Consider the following 15,957-nt stretch of genomic DNA (forward strand, 5'->3'; position numbering starts at 1 on the left):
CCTTACGCAAAAGACGCCGCATGGGCGTCGAGTTCATCGGCGCTCAAAGCAAATACGCCTTGGCCGCCGCGCTCGAAGTCAAGCCACAGGAAAGGTACGTCGGGAAACGCAGCCTCCACATGGCGGTCAGAATTGCCCACTTCTACAATCAGCCAACCTGTATCGCTTAAATGGCTGCGCGCCTCGCGCAAAATACGCCGTACAATATCCAAACCATCTTTACCGGCACCCAGTGCCAGCGCGGGCTCATGGCGGAACTCAGCAGGCATGGTAGCCAAATCGCGCGCATCGACGTAGGGCGGGTTGGAAACAATCAGGTCAAAGCGCTGGCCTTCCAGCCCGTCAAACACATCCGAGGCTACCGCCCGTACCCGGTCACCCACGTCATGGCGGGTAATATTTTCCCGAGCGACGGCCAGCGCATCCTGGCTAATATCGGCAAGCGTGACTTCGCAAGTAGGCAAATAAAGGCCGGTTGCAATGCCGATACAGCCAGAGCCGGTGCACAAATCCAGCACGCTTTCCGGTGGTTCTTCCGGGAACCAGGCCGAAAACCCGTCTTCGATCAGCTCGGCAATCGGCGAGCGCGGAATCAGCACTCGCTCATCAACATTGAAGGGGTGGCCTGCAAAAAAGGCCTCTCCCAGCAGGTACGGCAATGGCTGGCGGCTGGTTACCCGCTTCCGGGTCAGGGCGATAATACGCTGGCGCTCAACAGGCAAAAGCCGTGCTTCCAAAACGGCGGGGTCGACGTTCCAGGGCAGGTGAAGTGCCCCCAGGCAGAGCGCAACGGCCTCATCCCAGGCAGACTCGGTGCCGTGGCCATAGTGCAGCCCGGCCAGATAGAACTCGCTGGATACCCAGCGCAGATAGTCGCGTAGTGTAAAAAGATCGCTCACCAACGCCGTATCCGGCAACGAAAGGGTTGAGTGAGAGGTCTCAGCATTGAGGTGCGTGGTCACAGCGACTCCTGATAAACGAAAACCATTCCATGCAGCCACATGCGGCTACACTCATTGATAAAGAAAAGATTGTACCTTTAAAGATTGTACCTTTGACGCCGCCCGGTTCACAGCGCCGCTCAGCTCGCTATACTGTCGGCACTTTATATGCTTTCTTGTTTTACTCTTTCTTCCTTTTCACACTTTGAGCTTGATATGACGCGACGCCACCTGCCCAACGATGACGATATCAGCGCTTTTCGCCAGGCGCTGCAAGCAGCAGGCGTACGCCGTATTGCACATAATCAAGCCGACCCCGGCAAGCCCAAGCGCAATGATGAAGCCCAACAGGCACGGCGTAACGCCGCGGTTCAAAACAGTACGGTACAAGCCAGCGGCCGCACATCGGACGGCCGGGTCGAGGCCGTGCGCCCGTCTGAGTACCTTGAGTTTAGCGTGCCCGATTTACCCTGGCGTACCTTTAGCCAGTTAAAGCGTGGCCAAACCGAGTGGCAGGCGGGGCTTGACCTGCACGGCTACACGCTTGAAGAAGCCCGCGCGGAGCTTGAAAGCTTCTTGCGCGATGCGTCAAGCCAAGGGCTGCGCTGCGTGCTGGTGGTTCACGGCAAGGCGTGGGGCACCACTTCAGATTTTCCGGTGCTTAAGAGCCACACCAATACCTGGTTACGCGAATGGCCGGGGGTGCTGGCCTTTTGCTCGGCCATTGATATTGATGGCGGCACCGGGGCGGTCTATATACTGCTGCGTAAGCGAGGGGCGTAACGCCGCTCAACCGCTCTATTCACTGTTCTACGCGCACTTTTCCAGTTGCTCGCTGCCTCACTCTGTCGCATCCGAGGCAATGCTGGGCATGCGCCGCTCAAGCGCCTCATCGGCCAAGTGCCGCCCCAGGCGGATCAAGTCTTTGGCGCGATGAAACTCATACGTGCTGCATACCGTCTTGGGGATCTCGATCAATATATCCGGCGGGTAACCGGCAATTTTGTATTTTGCCAGGGCCGCTTGAGTAATATCAAACGACTCTAAAATCATATCGAGCTTGCTCCACTCGCGCTTGCCTCGCGTCTCAACGCTCTCTTCAGCGCTAGCTTCCACGCCACTGCTCTCTTCACTGCTGCCAAGCCCCTCCCATAAACGCAGGGTGGCTTGGCGCACGTCACTCATCCAGCCGCCAATTTTTTCATCACGGTCACGCTCTAGCGCCGTTCGGCTGTCATTTTCCTCGTGCTCACGGGGCAGGAGTTCTTCCAGTGATACCGGCTGCGGGCTATGTGCCGTTACGTTAATCGCAATTACCAGGTCTGCTTCGTGGGCAGAAATAACCGGCATGATAGGCAGCGGATTTAGCAATCCTCCATCGACCAACACTTGGTCGCCAACATTGACCGGCGTAATGACGCCAGGAATGGCGATAGAGGCACGAATGGCGCGCAGTAACGGGCCATTTTGAAACCACACTTCGCGCTGACGAACCAGGTCAGTCGCCACCGTTGTTACCGGAATAGGCAAATCCTCAATGAGCACATCGCCTACCAACGCTTCCAACTTGCTCATCACCTTATTGGCACGCATGGCGCCCATCGGGCTCCAGGTCACATCCACCAGCTTTAGCACGTCCAGATAATCGAGATTACAGACCCATTCCCGATACTCGGGCAGTTTGCCAGAAGCGTAGATGCCGCCTATCAGCGCCCCCATGGAGCATCCCGATACTGAAATAATCTCAAAACCTCGCGCTTCCAGGGCTTCAATGACACCAATATGGGCATAACCGCGCGCCCCGCCGCTACCCAATACCAAAGCCACTTTTTTCCCGCTACCCGCATGCGTCAGCTGATTCATTGGTTATCCTTATTGCTCCTGAGCCGACCGTACTAACGGCCTTACACGGCTGCTCCCCAGTGGGCGGTGGCGAGTTCCGCCACAGCAGCAACCGCTTTAGATTCCAAATGCAGATGATGTCCACCAGGCAACACATGGCGGGTCAGATCGTTAACCGCCAAGCGCGCCTGCTCGGCCCAGGCACGCTGGCCTAAAATACCCTGCTCGCCTTCAATCAGCAGTACCGGCGCCTGAATACACGCTAACAGAGCCAGTACCTGCTCAGGGGTAAAGCGCACCAGAGAGGGTTTTAGCAGTCGGCTATCCGTACGCATTTGTAGATAGCCATCGGCAGTTGCTTGCGTATTACGCTCGACCAAAGGCATCGCCGTTACGCTATCCAGCGTGGTGACACCACCGGCTACCCGCGCGGCAACCGCACTTTCGATATCGGTATAGCGTGGCGGGCGGGAAAGCGGGCGACGATAGGCAATAAGCCCTTTGCGCAACTGGCTGGCAGTTTCTTGCGCAGGCGTATTCAATGCTCCCAGCCCGTCAATCAAGGTTAACCGGGCAATGCGTTCCGGCATGGCGGCGGCCAGTAGGCAGGCAACCGCCGCACCCATGGAGTGCGCCAGTAAAGAAGCCTGTTCAATACCCAGCGCGTCCAGCGCATCAAGCACGTCGTGGCAGTAATCCCACAACGCATAGTCACTTCCGAAAGCGGCATGCTGGGAGTGCCCATGGCCGCGAAAATCAATGGCTACCACGCGGATATCCAGTGCATCTGCCAAGAGCGGAGCCAAGCGGCTAAAGCTTGCCGCGTTATCCAGCCAGCCGTGTAGCGCCAGCCAGACAGGTGCATCCGCGCGGCCCCAGCCCAGTGCGGCCAAGCGCCCTTGCGCAAGCACCAGCGGTTGCGCAGTGTGTCGAGACGCGTGCTGGAGTGTCGGTTCACGCATACATTGTTTTCCTGATGAAGTGGTCATCTCGTTGGCAAATAACGCGACGCCTTTAATGTTCCTGAATTCAGCTTTCAGGCAATGTCTGGATGACGGTATCAGTAACAAACGTTACCATGCCAGGCGCAATTCTTCCGCCGCTTTTCCCCAACCCTTGCTAATGGTGCTGCCATGAAACCACGCCGCGATACACGCGCCCGTAACCTTGTTTTTTTTATTGCTGTTGTTAGTGCCATCGTCGTGGGGTTGTGGCTAGCGCGCTAGGCTTGCCTAATCGCCGCTCAACGCTTGCAATTTAAACCTCACGAATAAATACTGTATATACATACACATTACATTCAGTGAGGATGCCGACGATGTCGTTGCCTCCATCGACGCTCGTGCCCACCTTGCCGTTAACTTCTCAGCCGTTGCCTTTTTCATCATTACAAGGCCGTGCGGGCTTTAGCGGCTTTCCATCACCAGCGCAAGATTACGAACCGCGTACGCTCGATCTCAATACGCGGTTAATTAAAAACCCTACCCAGACGTTCTACCTTTCAGCGGCTGGTGACAGCATGGAAGGCTGGGGGATTTTTGATGGCGACCTGCTGGTCGTTGACCGCAGCATTAAGCCTCGGCTAGGGCATATCCTGGTTGCCATGTTTGAAGAGGAAGTGCTGATCAAGCGCTACGCCCTCTATCAAAATACGCCGCATCTCTGCTCCGCGCATCCTCACTACCCGCCGCTTCCTTTGGAAGGCACCGAGTGCCAGCTATGGGGAGTAGTGCGTGCCGTTATTCATGAGTATGTCCGATGATCGGCCTGGTCGATGCCAACAACTTTTACGTCAGCTGTGAGCGTGTGTTTGATCCTGCACTGGAAGGCAAACCGGTTGGCGTTATGTCGAACAACGACGGCTGCATCATCGCCCGCTCTGCCGAGATGAAAACCATGGATATCCCCATGGGCATGCCATCGTTTAAGCTCGAAAGCCTGCGTAAGCGTGGTGACATCTACCTCAAGTCATCCAACTATGAGCTGTATGGCGATATGTCGGCTAGGCTGTGCCAACTGCTGCGCGACACCTGCCCAGCCGTGTCGCCGTACTCCATCGATGAAATGTTTATTTACCTGGAGGCGTTCAGCAACCAGCAGTGCCAAACCCTGGGCGAATGGCTGCGTCGGCGGATCCGGCGTCATTTAGGCCTGCCGGTATGCGTTGGGCTGGCCCCTACGCATACGCTGGCTAAGCTTGCCAATCACCTGGCCAAGCAGGCGACTCACTATCAAGGCGTGTGCCTGCTGACGGGAAAAGATGCGGCAACGACCGCTCTGCTTAAACAGACACCGGTGAGCAGCGTATGGGGCGTTGGGCGCCGAATTGCTGAGCGGTTAGCGATCAGCAATATTAATACCGCCTGGGACTTGCGTGAGGCTGACCTTCGGCTACTGCGCAAACATTTTTCGGTAGTGCTGGCCCGCACAGCACTGGAACTGCGCGGTACGCCCTGCCTGCAGATGAATGCGCTGGATCAACCGCGCCACCGCATTATGACGTCGCGCTCATTCGGCCAATCAACCGGCAGTAAAACAGAAGTACATAACGCGTTACGCCAACATGCCCAGCGCAGCGCCGAAAAACTCCGTCAGCAGCGCAGCCTAACGCGAGCCGTGATGATTTTTTTAAACACCAACCGTCACCGCCGAGACCAACCCCAGTATTTCCCCCATGCCATGGTGCCCCTGCCCTCACCCAGCGACGATACGCGCACAATTCTTGAGGCCGTTCACCAAGGGGTTGAACAGGTTTACCGACCAGGCTACCGGTTTATGAAGGCAGGTGTGATGCTGCTGGATCTGGTTGATGCCGAGCAGCACCAGCTCTCGTTGCTACATCAACCGCCGCGGAACCGATACCCTTACTTAATGGCCACGCTGGATAATATCAATCAGCGCATGGGGCAAGGCACCATCAGCTTTGGCATGACGGATGCCGATGCCGCCTGGCAGCTACGCTGCGGGCACCGCTCAGGCCGCTACACCACACGCTGGGATGAGTTGATGAAGGCAGGCACTCATCCTGGTGCTATCAAGCAATCTGCTTTACGCAAGTAACCACTGCTATCTCAACTCCTGTCTCAACTACGATCTCAGGAAGAAACTCAAACCACCCTTACTGGCGGGGCTTACCACAGGCGGGAACGATTCAAGGGAAGTCTATGCACATTGCCAAACGCCGCTGGATGAGCCGTCACTCATTGCTCAGCAGCAGCGTTGGTTGTCGGGAGAAACCGTTAGCGTGTCGTTAACGCCTGACGCAGGCGAGGGCTCAACCACTCGCCCAACGCCATCATGATCAGCAGGATAGCCAACAACCACGGCCAATGAACTGAAAAGGTAACGGTAAACAGCCCTAATGCATCAGCGAAAATAACCAAAATACCCAGCGGGCTGACATAACGCACCATGGCAAGCCATAGCGTATAGGGCAGAGGCGAGAGTCCCAGCTCGTCGCGGAACGTTTCACTCTTCAGGACAAAGCCTGCCAGTATGACGGTGCCTAACCCACCCAACGGCATCATCCAGCGTGAAGTGATGTAGTCCAGCCAGTCAAAGAAGGTCTTGCCTGCCAACGTCCAATCAGCCCCTAGGTTAAAGGAGAGCATGGCAGCAGTACTAATCAGCCAAAGAACAATCCCCGTGCTCCACGCAGCACTGCGGCGTGAGAACCCCTTGTTGTCGCAGAGCCAGGAAACGGTCGCCTCAACCATCGAAATGGACGATGTCAGCGCGGCCATGGAGAGCATGGCGAAAAATAGAATCCCAAACAGCGTGCCCAGCGGCATCGCCTGGAACGCCAGCGGCAAGCTCATAAAGATAAGCCCCGGGCCTTCACCTGGGTCCATGCCATTGGCAAAAATTACCGGGAAGATCGCCAGCCCCGCCATCAAGGCAACGGCCGTATCTGCAATGGCAACGCTAATGGTGGTACGCCCAATGGAGGCACCTTTGGGCAGGTAGCTTCCGTAAGTAAGAATGGCACCCGAGGCAAGCGATAAGGTAAAGAACGCATGGCCAAGCGCGGCCAGCATCCCTTCACTGGAGAGGCTCCCCGCCTTGAAGGAAAACAAAAAACGTACCGCATCACCAAAGCCACCGGAAAACACGCCGTACACAATCAGCAGTATCAGCATGATGACCAGGCCAGGCATCATCCAACTGACGTTTTTCTCGATCCCCTCCTGAACGCCTTTGCCCACAATAATCATGGTAACCAGCGTAACAAGCGTGCTCCAGAAGCCCAGGTTGAGCGGGTTGGCGTTGTTTTCCCCAAAAACGGCGGCCATGTCGTCAACGCTGGTGCCCACCAGGCCACCGGTTAACATCTTCCACAGATAAGAAAACGACCAGCCTGCCACGACCACGTAGAACGACAGAATCAAAAAGCCGCACAGCATGGCCATCCAGCCAAGCAGCGACCACGCCGATGAGCGACCGGACTCGTTAACCACTCGACGAATCGCATCAATGGGGCTGCCGCGCCCGCGGCGCCCGAAAGCGATTTCGCTCATCATTACCGGCACGCCCACCGCAAAAATGCACGCCAGATAGACAAGAACAAACGCGCCACCGCCATACTCGCCGGTGATATACGGGAATTTCCATATGTTGCCCAGCCCTACCGCCGAACCGGTAGCGGCGAGCATGAACCCCCAGCGGCCCAGCCACTGGATGCGAGGTTGCTCGGAAGACGCCATGACTATCCTTCTGGTGTAAAAAAAGCGTTTATCCTAGAGGATTTCGGCTCAAAAGCACAAAACTCGTTAACTCTTTTTTAAAACAACCGCCCGGCGCCCCTGCCTTCTCCCCGGCCTGCCCCATTCGCTCATCACTTAGCGCTTCAACTAGCGCATTACGGACAGCGCTTTCGCCTCGGCATCCAGCCGCTGGGCAGTTTGGTCCACGCATCGCAGCCACACCAATAGCACCGCCCCCAACATGACAAAGCCACCGGCCAGCCAAAGGCCCACGGTATACTGGCCCGAAACCTCAGCCAGCACGCCGGTTAAGGCGGGTGCAAAGATCTGCGCGGCGCCATACGCCAGCGTCATTTGGCCCATTAAGCGCGCCGGGCTTGCCGGGTAAAGCCTGCCAGCCATAGTCAGCACCAAACTCACGCAGCCTAGAAAAGTGCCGCCGTATAGCACCGCGCTGAGCAGCACAACCACCAGGTTTGAGGAGATAGCAGGTAATACAATTCCCACCGTTTGGATCGACATGGCCACCACCAGCGCCCCCAAATAGCCAATCCTCCGCGCCACCAAATCCCACAGCATAACGGCAGGTGCGGCCGCTAAACCGACCACAGCAAACGTCCAGTTACCCGCGCCCGCAAGCAGCGGTTCTCGCTCCACGATGGCGACAATAAACGTGGCATTAATCACATAGCCGTACCCAGCACAAAAATAGGCGGGCAACATTAAGCACATAAAGGTACGCGAAGGCGGCTTGGCAGCCGGCAACTCTTTTTGATGCGCACCTGCAACCGGCTTTACCGGGCGTGGCAGACATCGCCAGGCAGGCACCAACAGCACCGCGCCCAATACGCCAAAAAGCCACCACTGGCTTTGCCAGTCAAGCGAGAACGCCAGCATTAACTCTACCGCCACAGCAGCCAGTACAATGCCTAACCCCAGCCCCGCAAAATGAATCCCCAGCTCTCCCCGCTGGTGATGGTTCATCAACCAGTGAAGGATCAGCCCAGACGCCAAAAGCATGGCCGCACTGCTGGAAAGCCCCGCAAAAAAACGCAGCGCCGCCCATAGCCAAAAGTCCTCAGTAAGTGCCATGCCCACGGTTGTCAGCACCGCCAGCACCAGGCCAATACGGTAAAGCGTGTCTTTGATGTAAATACTGCGAACCGAGGCAGCCAGCACCGCGCCCAGCATATAGCCCGCGTAATTAAGCGCCGCTAGCCAGCCACCATCCGCATCGCCCATCCAGGTGTGCTGCTGCATGATCGGCAGCAATGGCGTATAGGCAAAGCGGGCAATGCCAACACACAAAAGCTGACTGCAAACGCCCGCCAACAATACCCTATAGCGCTGAACACGTAGCGATGCCGTACTCATGCTCTCTCCTGTCGCTGTTTTGGCTTAACCGTTGTTTCTAGTTAATTAGCCTGCATATTACGTGTACACGGCGTGGCCCACATCGTCTAATGGTGGAAGAGCCTGATGAATCTGGCAGACTAGTCACACAGATAACCACATGGAGAGTTTGAATGAGCGATAACGCCAAACCCTGGACACAACCGATGCCCGAAGCGCAGTTCAAGCTAATGCGCGACATTCTAGCCGCGCCTAGCCCGGTTGGCCTTGAAGGGGCCATGACCTACGGCGTCTTAAAGCCCTACTTTGAGACATTTGCCCCAAAAAGCTGGCACCTTCACCAGTTCAAGGGCAACGCTGGCGTGGTGCTGGATACGCACCCTAACCGCGATGATATGTTCAAGGTCATGATTATCGGCCATGCGGACAAGATCCGTATGCAGGTACGCTCTATCGGTGAAGACGGTAAAATCTGGATCAACACCGACTCATTTTTACCTTCCGTGCTTATCGGCCATGAAGTGAAGCTGTTCAGCGAAGACCCCGAAAAACCGGGCAGCTATCGCTCGATTGAGGGTGGCACCGTTGAAGCACTCGGCGCCATTCACTTCTCCGACCCAGCAGCGCGCACCGGTGACAAAGGCATTAAGAAAGAGCAGATCTACCTGGACCTGCAAATTCACGGCGAGAACAAAAAGCAGCAAGTGCTTAATTTAGGCGTTCGCCCAGGCGACTCGATTATTTTTGACCGCCCTATTCGTCCCGGTTTCAGCCCCGATACCTTCTACGGCGCCTACCTGGACAACGGCCTGGGCTGCTTTGTAACGGCTGAAGTAGCGCGGTTAATCGCCGAAGCAGGCGGCACTGACAACGTGCGCATTATGTTTGCGATTGCAAGCTACGAAGAGATTGGCCGCTTTGGTAGCCGGGTGATGGCCGGTGAGCTAAAACCCGATGCGCTGATTGGCGTGGACGTTAACCACGACTACGTAGCCGCCCCAGGTATTGGCGATAAGCGCATGCAGCCGCTGGAAATGGGCAAAGGCTTTACGATGTCGGTAGGTTCGATTGCCAGTGAGCAGCTAAACCGCATCATCGCCGGCGCCGCCAAAGAGCAGGATATTCCGATGCAGCGCGATATGGTGGGCGTCGATACAGGCACCGACGGCATGGCAGGCGTGCTGGCCTCTATCGACAGCGCCGCGACCTCCATCGGTTTTCCAATCCGCAATATGCACACCATTTCGGAAACCGGAAATACCCAAGATGTGCTGGCCGCTATCCATGCGCTCACGCATACCTTGCAAGCGCTGGACAAACTGCCCAACCTTGAGCGTGAATTTTTGGATAACCATCCGCGCCTTGACCAAGCAAGCGCACTTAGCCACCAAGGGCATGCAAAACCTGAGAACAACGAGGACAAATAACCGCGCTGTTCATTTTCATTAGTACGTTTTTATTAGCACGTTGCAATAAGAAAGCCCCAGGCATCACTGCCAGGGGCTTTATCGGTTCCTCCGTAATCTTTCCTCGCGAACGTCCTGTTCGTGCATCCTTGGCGACCACAAGCACTCCTTGCTTGTTCTTCCTAACCACGTTTCCGTGTGGCACTGCCTATCTTGATCCTTAAATGTGTCAAATACATTAACCTGGGACAGGAAAATTTTAAAAGCCCCCTAATCTTTAAAAGATGTTTGCTAATAGCCAACATAGGCACCGGCATTATGTGCCGCTTATACTTAAAAATAATGCCCAATAAGAACCAAATAAAAAATTAAACGCCATTAATTCCAACAATACGACATGTGACTTTTATGCTTCACGCCAAATAACGCCCAATACTTACATCCTCTCAATTCACTATTTATTACCACGCTGAGTGAAAGCAGCGCTGGCAGACACCTCATGCCTTATACCAAAGTCTAAAATCTACAACCAACGGCGTATAAACGAAAGTGGTAGCATGCCCGCTTCTTATTGTTAGAAAATTATCAATAAATTCATGCAATAGCGTCAGGAGACGAGTATGGGAATGTCATTGTCAAATTGGCGCCACTGGGTACCACTGTTAGCGGGACCACTTCTTTTTGTACTGATACAGATACTGATGCCAGATACGCTGATTGATCCAGCCCCCCGCACGGTGCTGGCATTAACCGTATGGATGGGCGCCTGGTGGGTGACAGAGCCAGTTCCTATACCTGTCACTTCTTTTCTGCCCATGCTGGTACTGCCGCTAAGCGGTGTGATGGTGTTGGACGAAGCCGTTGTGGGCTACGCCAACCCGGTTATTTACATGTATATGGGTGGGTTTATTCTGGCCATTGCCATTGAGCGCTGGAACCTGCACCGACGCATCGCCCTGTCTATCGTCAACCGCATTGGCAACAGCCTGCGCAGCATTGTATTAGGCGTATTGATTGCCTCGGCGTTTCTGTCCATGTGGATATCCAACGCGGCCACAGCGCTTATGATGCTCCCTATTGCCGTCGCGCTAACCAATGAATTAGACGAGCGCGACCAGTTTGAACGTCATCATCGCGATAGCTTTGCACGTATTTTGCTGCTGACTGTTGCTTATTCAGCCTCGATTGGCGGGCTGGCAACCATTATCGGTTCGGTGCCCAATGCCATCGTAGTGGCCATGATCCCGCAGTTTTTTGAAGGGGTAGAAATCAGCTTCTTGCAGTGGATGATTTTCGCGCTGCCACTCACGCTGATCTTACTGGCGATTTTGTACGTCTATCTCACTCGGATATACACAAAAATACCCAATACACCGCTTGAGATTGATTTTGTGGCCCAGGAACTTGCGGCTCTTGGCCCCATGAGCCAGGAAGAGAAGCGTGTCTTGGGCGTATTTGTGGCAACGGCACTGGCTTGGGCGTTACGCGGCTGGCTGGCACCGTTTTTTGACCTACCCATTAACGATACGATTATTGCGGTAACCGCCGCCATTGCACTGTTTGTCATTCCTGCCCACAACGAAAAACGCGCCCTGCTGGTTTGGGACGATATGAAGGGCTTGCCGTGGGGCTTGTTTATACTTTGGGGCGGGGGTATGACGCTCGCTGCTGCGTTCATCGCCAGCGATTTGACCGGTTGGATCAGCGAGCAACTGCAGTTACTGGATGGCGTCAATTACTTCTGGCTACTGTTAATTATGGTGCTGTTAATGTTGTTCTTGACGGAAATCATTTCCAATACCGCAACGGCAAATATGGCGCTGCCCATTACCGCGGGCATGGCTGCAGCCATCACGACCGGCAATCCGCTCGGATTAATGGTGGCGGTTGCTCTCGCCACTACGTGTGCCTTTATGTTGCCGATATCCACCCCGCCTAACGCCGCTGTATTTTCCACAGGGCGTATTTCTATTAAACAAATGGCCAAAGCGGGCTTTGCCATGAACCTCGTAAGCGCTATTGCGATTACGCTGTTTGTTTATTTTATTATGCCGCTGCTGTTGCCCACACCTTAATTAGCGAACTATCTTTTAAAAAGAGTATTAAAAAAAACCCCGGCCATTGCTGGCCGGGGGCGATTAGTTCCTCCATAATCCTACACCACGAACATCCTGTTCATGCTTCCTTGTGTACCGCAAATATCCTTATTTGCTCTTCCTTAATACGCTGTCCTTGCGCCATGTGGCTACAATGAACCTTAAAGCACCTGAGTTATCTAACCTAGGTTATGAAAAGATAAAAACAAGCGCTTTTTTACAAAAATTTAATACAACCTTCAAATCTTTTATTTCAAAGCAAAAACATCTGCCAACCAAGGTTAATCATTATTGGATAAAATGACAGCTAAATTTTAGACTTTTCGATCTTAGCAAATTATCAAATAAGCTTTATTAAACAACCTGACTATAAATAAAGAACGGCACCAAATTACAAAAAAAGTTTTTGGGAGCCACTGATTAAAACAACTGACTTAAGTATAACTCAGAGATATATACTAATTTCTTCGTACTATTACTGATAAATGGGGAATACGGACAACGCACCTTTCAACCTCAAGCTTGGTATCTCTATACGCCACAACGAGCCAGCCCAGAATTCAGCCATTAAGCACAGTAGAAGGCCGACCCGCAGGCAAGCATTGGCCTTTTTTTATATAGAAATCTTCCTCATTGCGCATTGAATCCGTTCTGAAACGTTTTCGTACAACATCTTTACAATAATTAATTGTACACCGATTAACTTTTAGCTAGTGTCTGTAGTGTTCTCGGCAAGGAAACCGCTAGCAAGGAAGCGATCGCTCAGGATGAGCTGCAAGATGGCATGGATGGTCAAGGAGACGAAAAGAAGCCCTCACATCGAGGGCTTCTTTTCGTCTGGTTCCATAGCCAGCATTTATTCCTCCCTCTCCCATGACGCTTCACTCCTATTCGCATGTCTATCTGTTCGAAAGTTCATCTATTCGCAAGTTCATTGCACCTGAAATAGAATAAAGCCAGCAGAAAGCCACTCGCTTAGCGCCAACGCCTTAGCGGTTTTCGTTCAAAGCCTAATACGCCTGACAGAGACCAATGGATAATCAATGGAACTGAGCAGACAACAGCAGTGGATCGTCTCACGCCTTGCGCGTTTTTCAGGCGTGGGCCTAGTACTGGGCACGCTCTTCTTTGCGTTTTCGCTAACGCCAAGCCTTATACCTCGCCCACTCATCGCGCAAGGTATCGTGTCGGGGCTAAGTTTTACCGCAGGCTATGCGTTGGGAGTGATGGGGCATGGGCTTTGGCGTTACCTCCATTTACCTGCCCCCAATGCGCGGCTGGAAACGTATTTTCACTGGTTAGCCGCCGCTGTATCCCTGAGCATCGCCGCTCTTTTTTTATGGCGAGCCGCCGAATGGCAAAATAGTATTCGCCAACTAATGGAGATGGAACCCGTTAGCGGCACACACCCCTTCTCCATTGCCTTAATTGCCTTGGGTGTGTTTGCGTTTTTAATGCTTATGGCGCTGCTTTTTAGGCGCACCTTCCGGCTACTTTCACGTAAGTTGGCTTATATTTTGCCCCGCCGAGTGGCCTATGTACTGGGCACGATCGCGGCTATTGCGCTGTTTTGGCTCGTTATCGAAGGCGTTCTTTTTTCGTATGCGCTAAAGGTGGCCGACCGCTCTTATCAGCAGGTAGATGAGCTTATGCAAAGCGACCTTTCTCCGCCTGAAGACCCACTAAAGCCCGGCAGCGCAGAGTCGTTAATTAGCTGGGAAGCGTTAGGCAGCCGTGGCCGGCGCTTTGTGACCGAAGGCCCGAGCGGCGCGCAAATCGGTGACTTTCTGGGCGAAGAAGCTCCTGACCCTGTCCGCGTTTATGTGGGTCTTAATGCTGCTGAAACGCCTACCGAGCGAGCCGAACTCGCGCTGGAAGAACTGATCCGAGTAGGCGGTTTCGAGCGTTCTGTCTTGGTATTAGCAACACCAACAGGGCGTGGGTGGATAGACCCGGGGTCGCAGGATACAGTGGAATACCTACACCGCGGCGACATTGCCACGATAGCGGCCCAATACTCCTATCTGCCCAGCCATCTATCGCTAATTTCTGAAGCCGATTATGGCGTCGAAAATGCCCGGGCGTTATTTGCAGTGGTCTATGATTATTGGTCCAGCCTTCCCAGTGACGAGCGCCCTCGGCTGTACCTGTTTGGGCTCAGCCTGGGCGCACTTAACTCGGATCTTTCGTTTGATCTCTACGATATTATTGATGATCCCTTTAATGGAGCGCTATGGGCCGGCCCGCCTTTCCGAAGCGACACATGGAAACGCATTACGGCTAACCGTGACCCTGGTTCGCCAGCTTGGCTACCCAGGTTTCGCGATGGCTCGGTAGTGCGCTTTATGAACCAAACGCAGGGGCTTCAAGAAGTACCGGGAGAATGGGGAAATTTTCGTATTGCCTACCTGCAATATGCCAGCGACCCCATTACGTTTTTTGAACCCGCTTCCTTCTGGCGTGAACCAGACTGGATGCACACACCGCGTGGTCCCGATGTTTCACCCGATCTGCGCTGGTATCCTGTGGTAACAATGCTGCAATTATTGGTAGACCTTACTACCGAAAGCGCCCCGCCAGGCTTTGGCCATGAAATTGCGGCGGAAGACTATATTGATGCCTGGGCCGCACTTTCCGAACCGCCCGGCTGGGATGAAGAGTCCCTGAAACGTTTACGTGACTTCTTTATTCAAGCCAGGGAGGCAAGGATTCAGCACTAATCCTCAGGCTGTCTAGCCTGAATACTTTTACCGATAGCCAACAGGTAAGCGCGCCGTGAGTATCGACGCTCGAACGTTTTATCGCAACGGGCCGTCTCATCGCCAGCAGGAGCCCAGTAGCTTTGCGCTTATTCGGCGCCAGTTCGATTTTCGCTCTATCGAAATTGGCCGCTGGGTAACCCCTACTGAGCGCGACCGTGCAGCGGAGCTGTTTCATGATGCGCTGTGCGATTTGATGTTGATTCTACAAGGCCCCGAAACGCTGGTGTCATTACGGGGTTCACTGGCATTGCAGTATGGCAGCGGCGGGCGACCCGGCGTTGCCGCCCATTACGACCCTGCCCAGCGCAGCTTTGCGCTGGCCAAGAATGCGGGGCCTGGCAGTATTGCCCACGAGTGGTTTCATGCCTTTGATCACTATATTGCGCAAAAGTGTTTCACGGGGCTATCTCGCGACATATTTGCATCAGCCGCTTGGTTGGCTGATGCGCCGCCTATTGTGCACCCGCTTAACCAGCGCCTCATGGATTGCTTTACGGCCATTCTGCTACAACCCGGCGGCAAGCAGCCCAGCGAACTTTTTCAGCACTCGGTAGCCATGGACCGCAAGCTGGGACAAGTGTATTACAGCAAACCGGAAGAGCTATGCGCCCGAGCGTTTGAAGCCTTTGTGCAGGACGCGCCGATCAAGAATCACTTTTTGGTTAAGGGCACCAAAGCCACCCCAGAAGCTGAACTTGGTCTTTACCCCCAGGGCAGCGCCCGTCAGCACATCAATACTGCTTTCCAACGCTATTTCAGCCAGTTAGGCCTTGCCTTAAGCCGCTCCCTATAAACCCTGATTACCAGGTACCAGTCCGTTCATCGTCTCTCTGTTTGTGCAAAATCGCTCGCTT

Annotated in this window: 12 protein-coding genes; 7 read left to right on the plus strand and 5 right to left on the minus strand. The window is 54.1% G+C overall.

Features of this window, described 5'->3' with window-relative positions; genetic code table 11:
• Positions 1–2 precede the first annotated feature (2 nt).
• Positions 3–962 (minus strand): 50S ribosomal protein L3 N(5)-glutamine methyltransferase, encoded by a 960-nt coding sequence (prmB, locus tag CZ787_RS05075; RefSeq protein ID WP_087106820.1) that lies wholly within the window; start codon positions 960–962, stop codon positions 3–5.
• Positions 963–1,157: 195 nt separating this feature from the next.
• Here prmB and CZ787_RS05080 point away from each other — a divergent pair, with 195 nt between their 5' ends.
• Complete coding sequence (locus CZ787_RS05080; protein ID WP_087106822.1) at positions 1,158–1,724, plus strand: Smr/MutS family protein; 567 nt, start codon at positions 1,158–1,160, stop codon at positions 1,722–1,724.
• 57 nt (positions 1,725–1,781) lie between these two features.
• Here CZ787_RS05080 and CZ787_RS05085 read toward each other — a convergent pair whose 3' ends face one another.
• Positions 1,782–2,804: a patatin-like phospholipase family protein gene (locus tag CZ787_RS05085; RefSeq protein ID WP_087106824.1), complete on the minus strand. Its 1,023-nt coding sequence runs from the start codon at positions 2,802–2,804 to the stop codon at positions 1,782–1,784.
• A 41-nt stretch (positions 2,805–2,845) separates the two neighbouring features.
• Positions 2,846–3,745, minus strand: coding sequence for an alpha/beta fold hydrolase (locus CZ787_RS05090; RefSeq protein WP_087106826.1), 900 nt, complete (start codon positions 3,743–3,745; stop codon positions 2,846–2,848).
• A gap of 356 nt (positions 3,746–4,101) precedes the next feature.
• On the opposite strand from CZ787_RS05090, the gene CZ787_RS05095 reads away from it, so the two are divergent.
• Both CZ787_RS05095 and CZ787_RS05100 read left to right on the plus strand, forming a co-directional pair.
• The gene (locus CZ787_RS05095; RefSeq protein WP_087106828.1) at positions 4,102–4,545 is read left to right on the plus strand and encodes a LexA family protein; all 444 of its coding nucleotides are present in this window, start codon (positions 4,102–4,104) and stop codon (positions 4,543–4,545) included.
• A complete protein-coding gene (locus tag CZ787_RS05100; protein ID WP_087106830.1) occupies positions 4,542–5,843 on the plus strand; it encodes a Y-family DNA polymerase in 1,302 nt (433 codons plus the stop codon). The genes CZ787_RS05095 and CZ787_RS05100 overlap by 4 nt, the downstream gene beginning before the upstream one ends.
• Before the next feature lie 179 nt (positions 5,844–6,022).
• Here the strand turns inward: CZ787_RS05100 and CZ787_RS05110 are convergent, their stop codons facing one another.
• On the minus strand, positions 6,023–7,486 hold the full coding sequence (locus tag CZ787_RS05110) for a sodium-dependent transporter (RefSeq protein ID WP_087106834.1): 1,464 nt from the start codon (positions 7,484–7,486) through the stop codon (positions 6,023–6,025).
• Positions 7,487–7,633: 147 nt separating this feature from the next.
• Positions 7,634–8,860, minus strand: coding sequence for a YbfB/YjiJ family MFS transporter (locus CZ787_RS05115; RefSeq protein ID WP_087106836.1), 1,227 nt, complete (start codon positions 8,858–8,860; stop codon positions 7,634–7,636).
• A gap of 152 nt (positions 8,861–9,012) precedes the next feature.
• Between CZ787_RS05115 and CZ787_RS05120 the strand changes: the two genes are divergently transcribed.
• The 4 genes from CZ787_RS05120 (at position 9,013) to CZ787_RS05135 (ending at position 15,896) form a co-directional block, all read left to right on the plus strand.
• Complete coding sequence (locus CZ787_RS05120) at positions 9,013–10,266, plus strand: M20/M25/M40 family metallo-hydrolase (protein WP_087106838.1); 1,254 nt, start codon at positions 9,013–9,015, stop codon at positions 10,264–10,266.
• A gap of 605 nt (positions 10,267–10,871) precedes the next feature.
• A complete protein-coding gene (locus CZ787_RS05125; RefSeq protein WP_254908571.1) occupies positions 10,872–12,320 on the plus strand; it encodes an SLC13 family permease in 1,449 nt (482 codons plus the stop codon).
• A 1,064-nt stretch (positions 12,321–13,384) separates the two neighbouring features.
• Positions 13,385–15,061 (plus strand): alpha/beta hydrolase, encoded by a 1,677-nt coding sequence (locus CZ787_RS05130; RefSeq protein WP_087106842.1) that lies wholly within the window; start codon positions 13,385–13,387, stop codon positions 15,059–15,061.
• A 55-nt stretch (positions 15,062–15,116) separates the two neighbouring features.
• On the plus strand, positions 15,117–15,896 hold the full coding sequence (locus CZ787_RS05135; RefSeq protein WP_087106843.1) for a CLCA_X family protein: 780 nt from the start codon (positions 15,117–15,119) through the stop codon (positions 15,894–15,896).
• The last annotated feature ends 61 nt before the right edge of the window (positions 15,897–15,957 follow it).

Origin of the sequence: Halomonas citrativorans (assembly GCF_900163645.1) — a bacterium.
GTDB lineage: Bacteria > Pseudomonadota > Gammaproteobacteria > Pseudomonadales > Halomonadaceae > Vreelandella > Vreelandella citrativorans.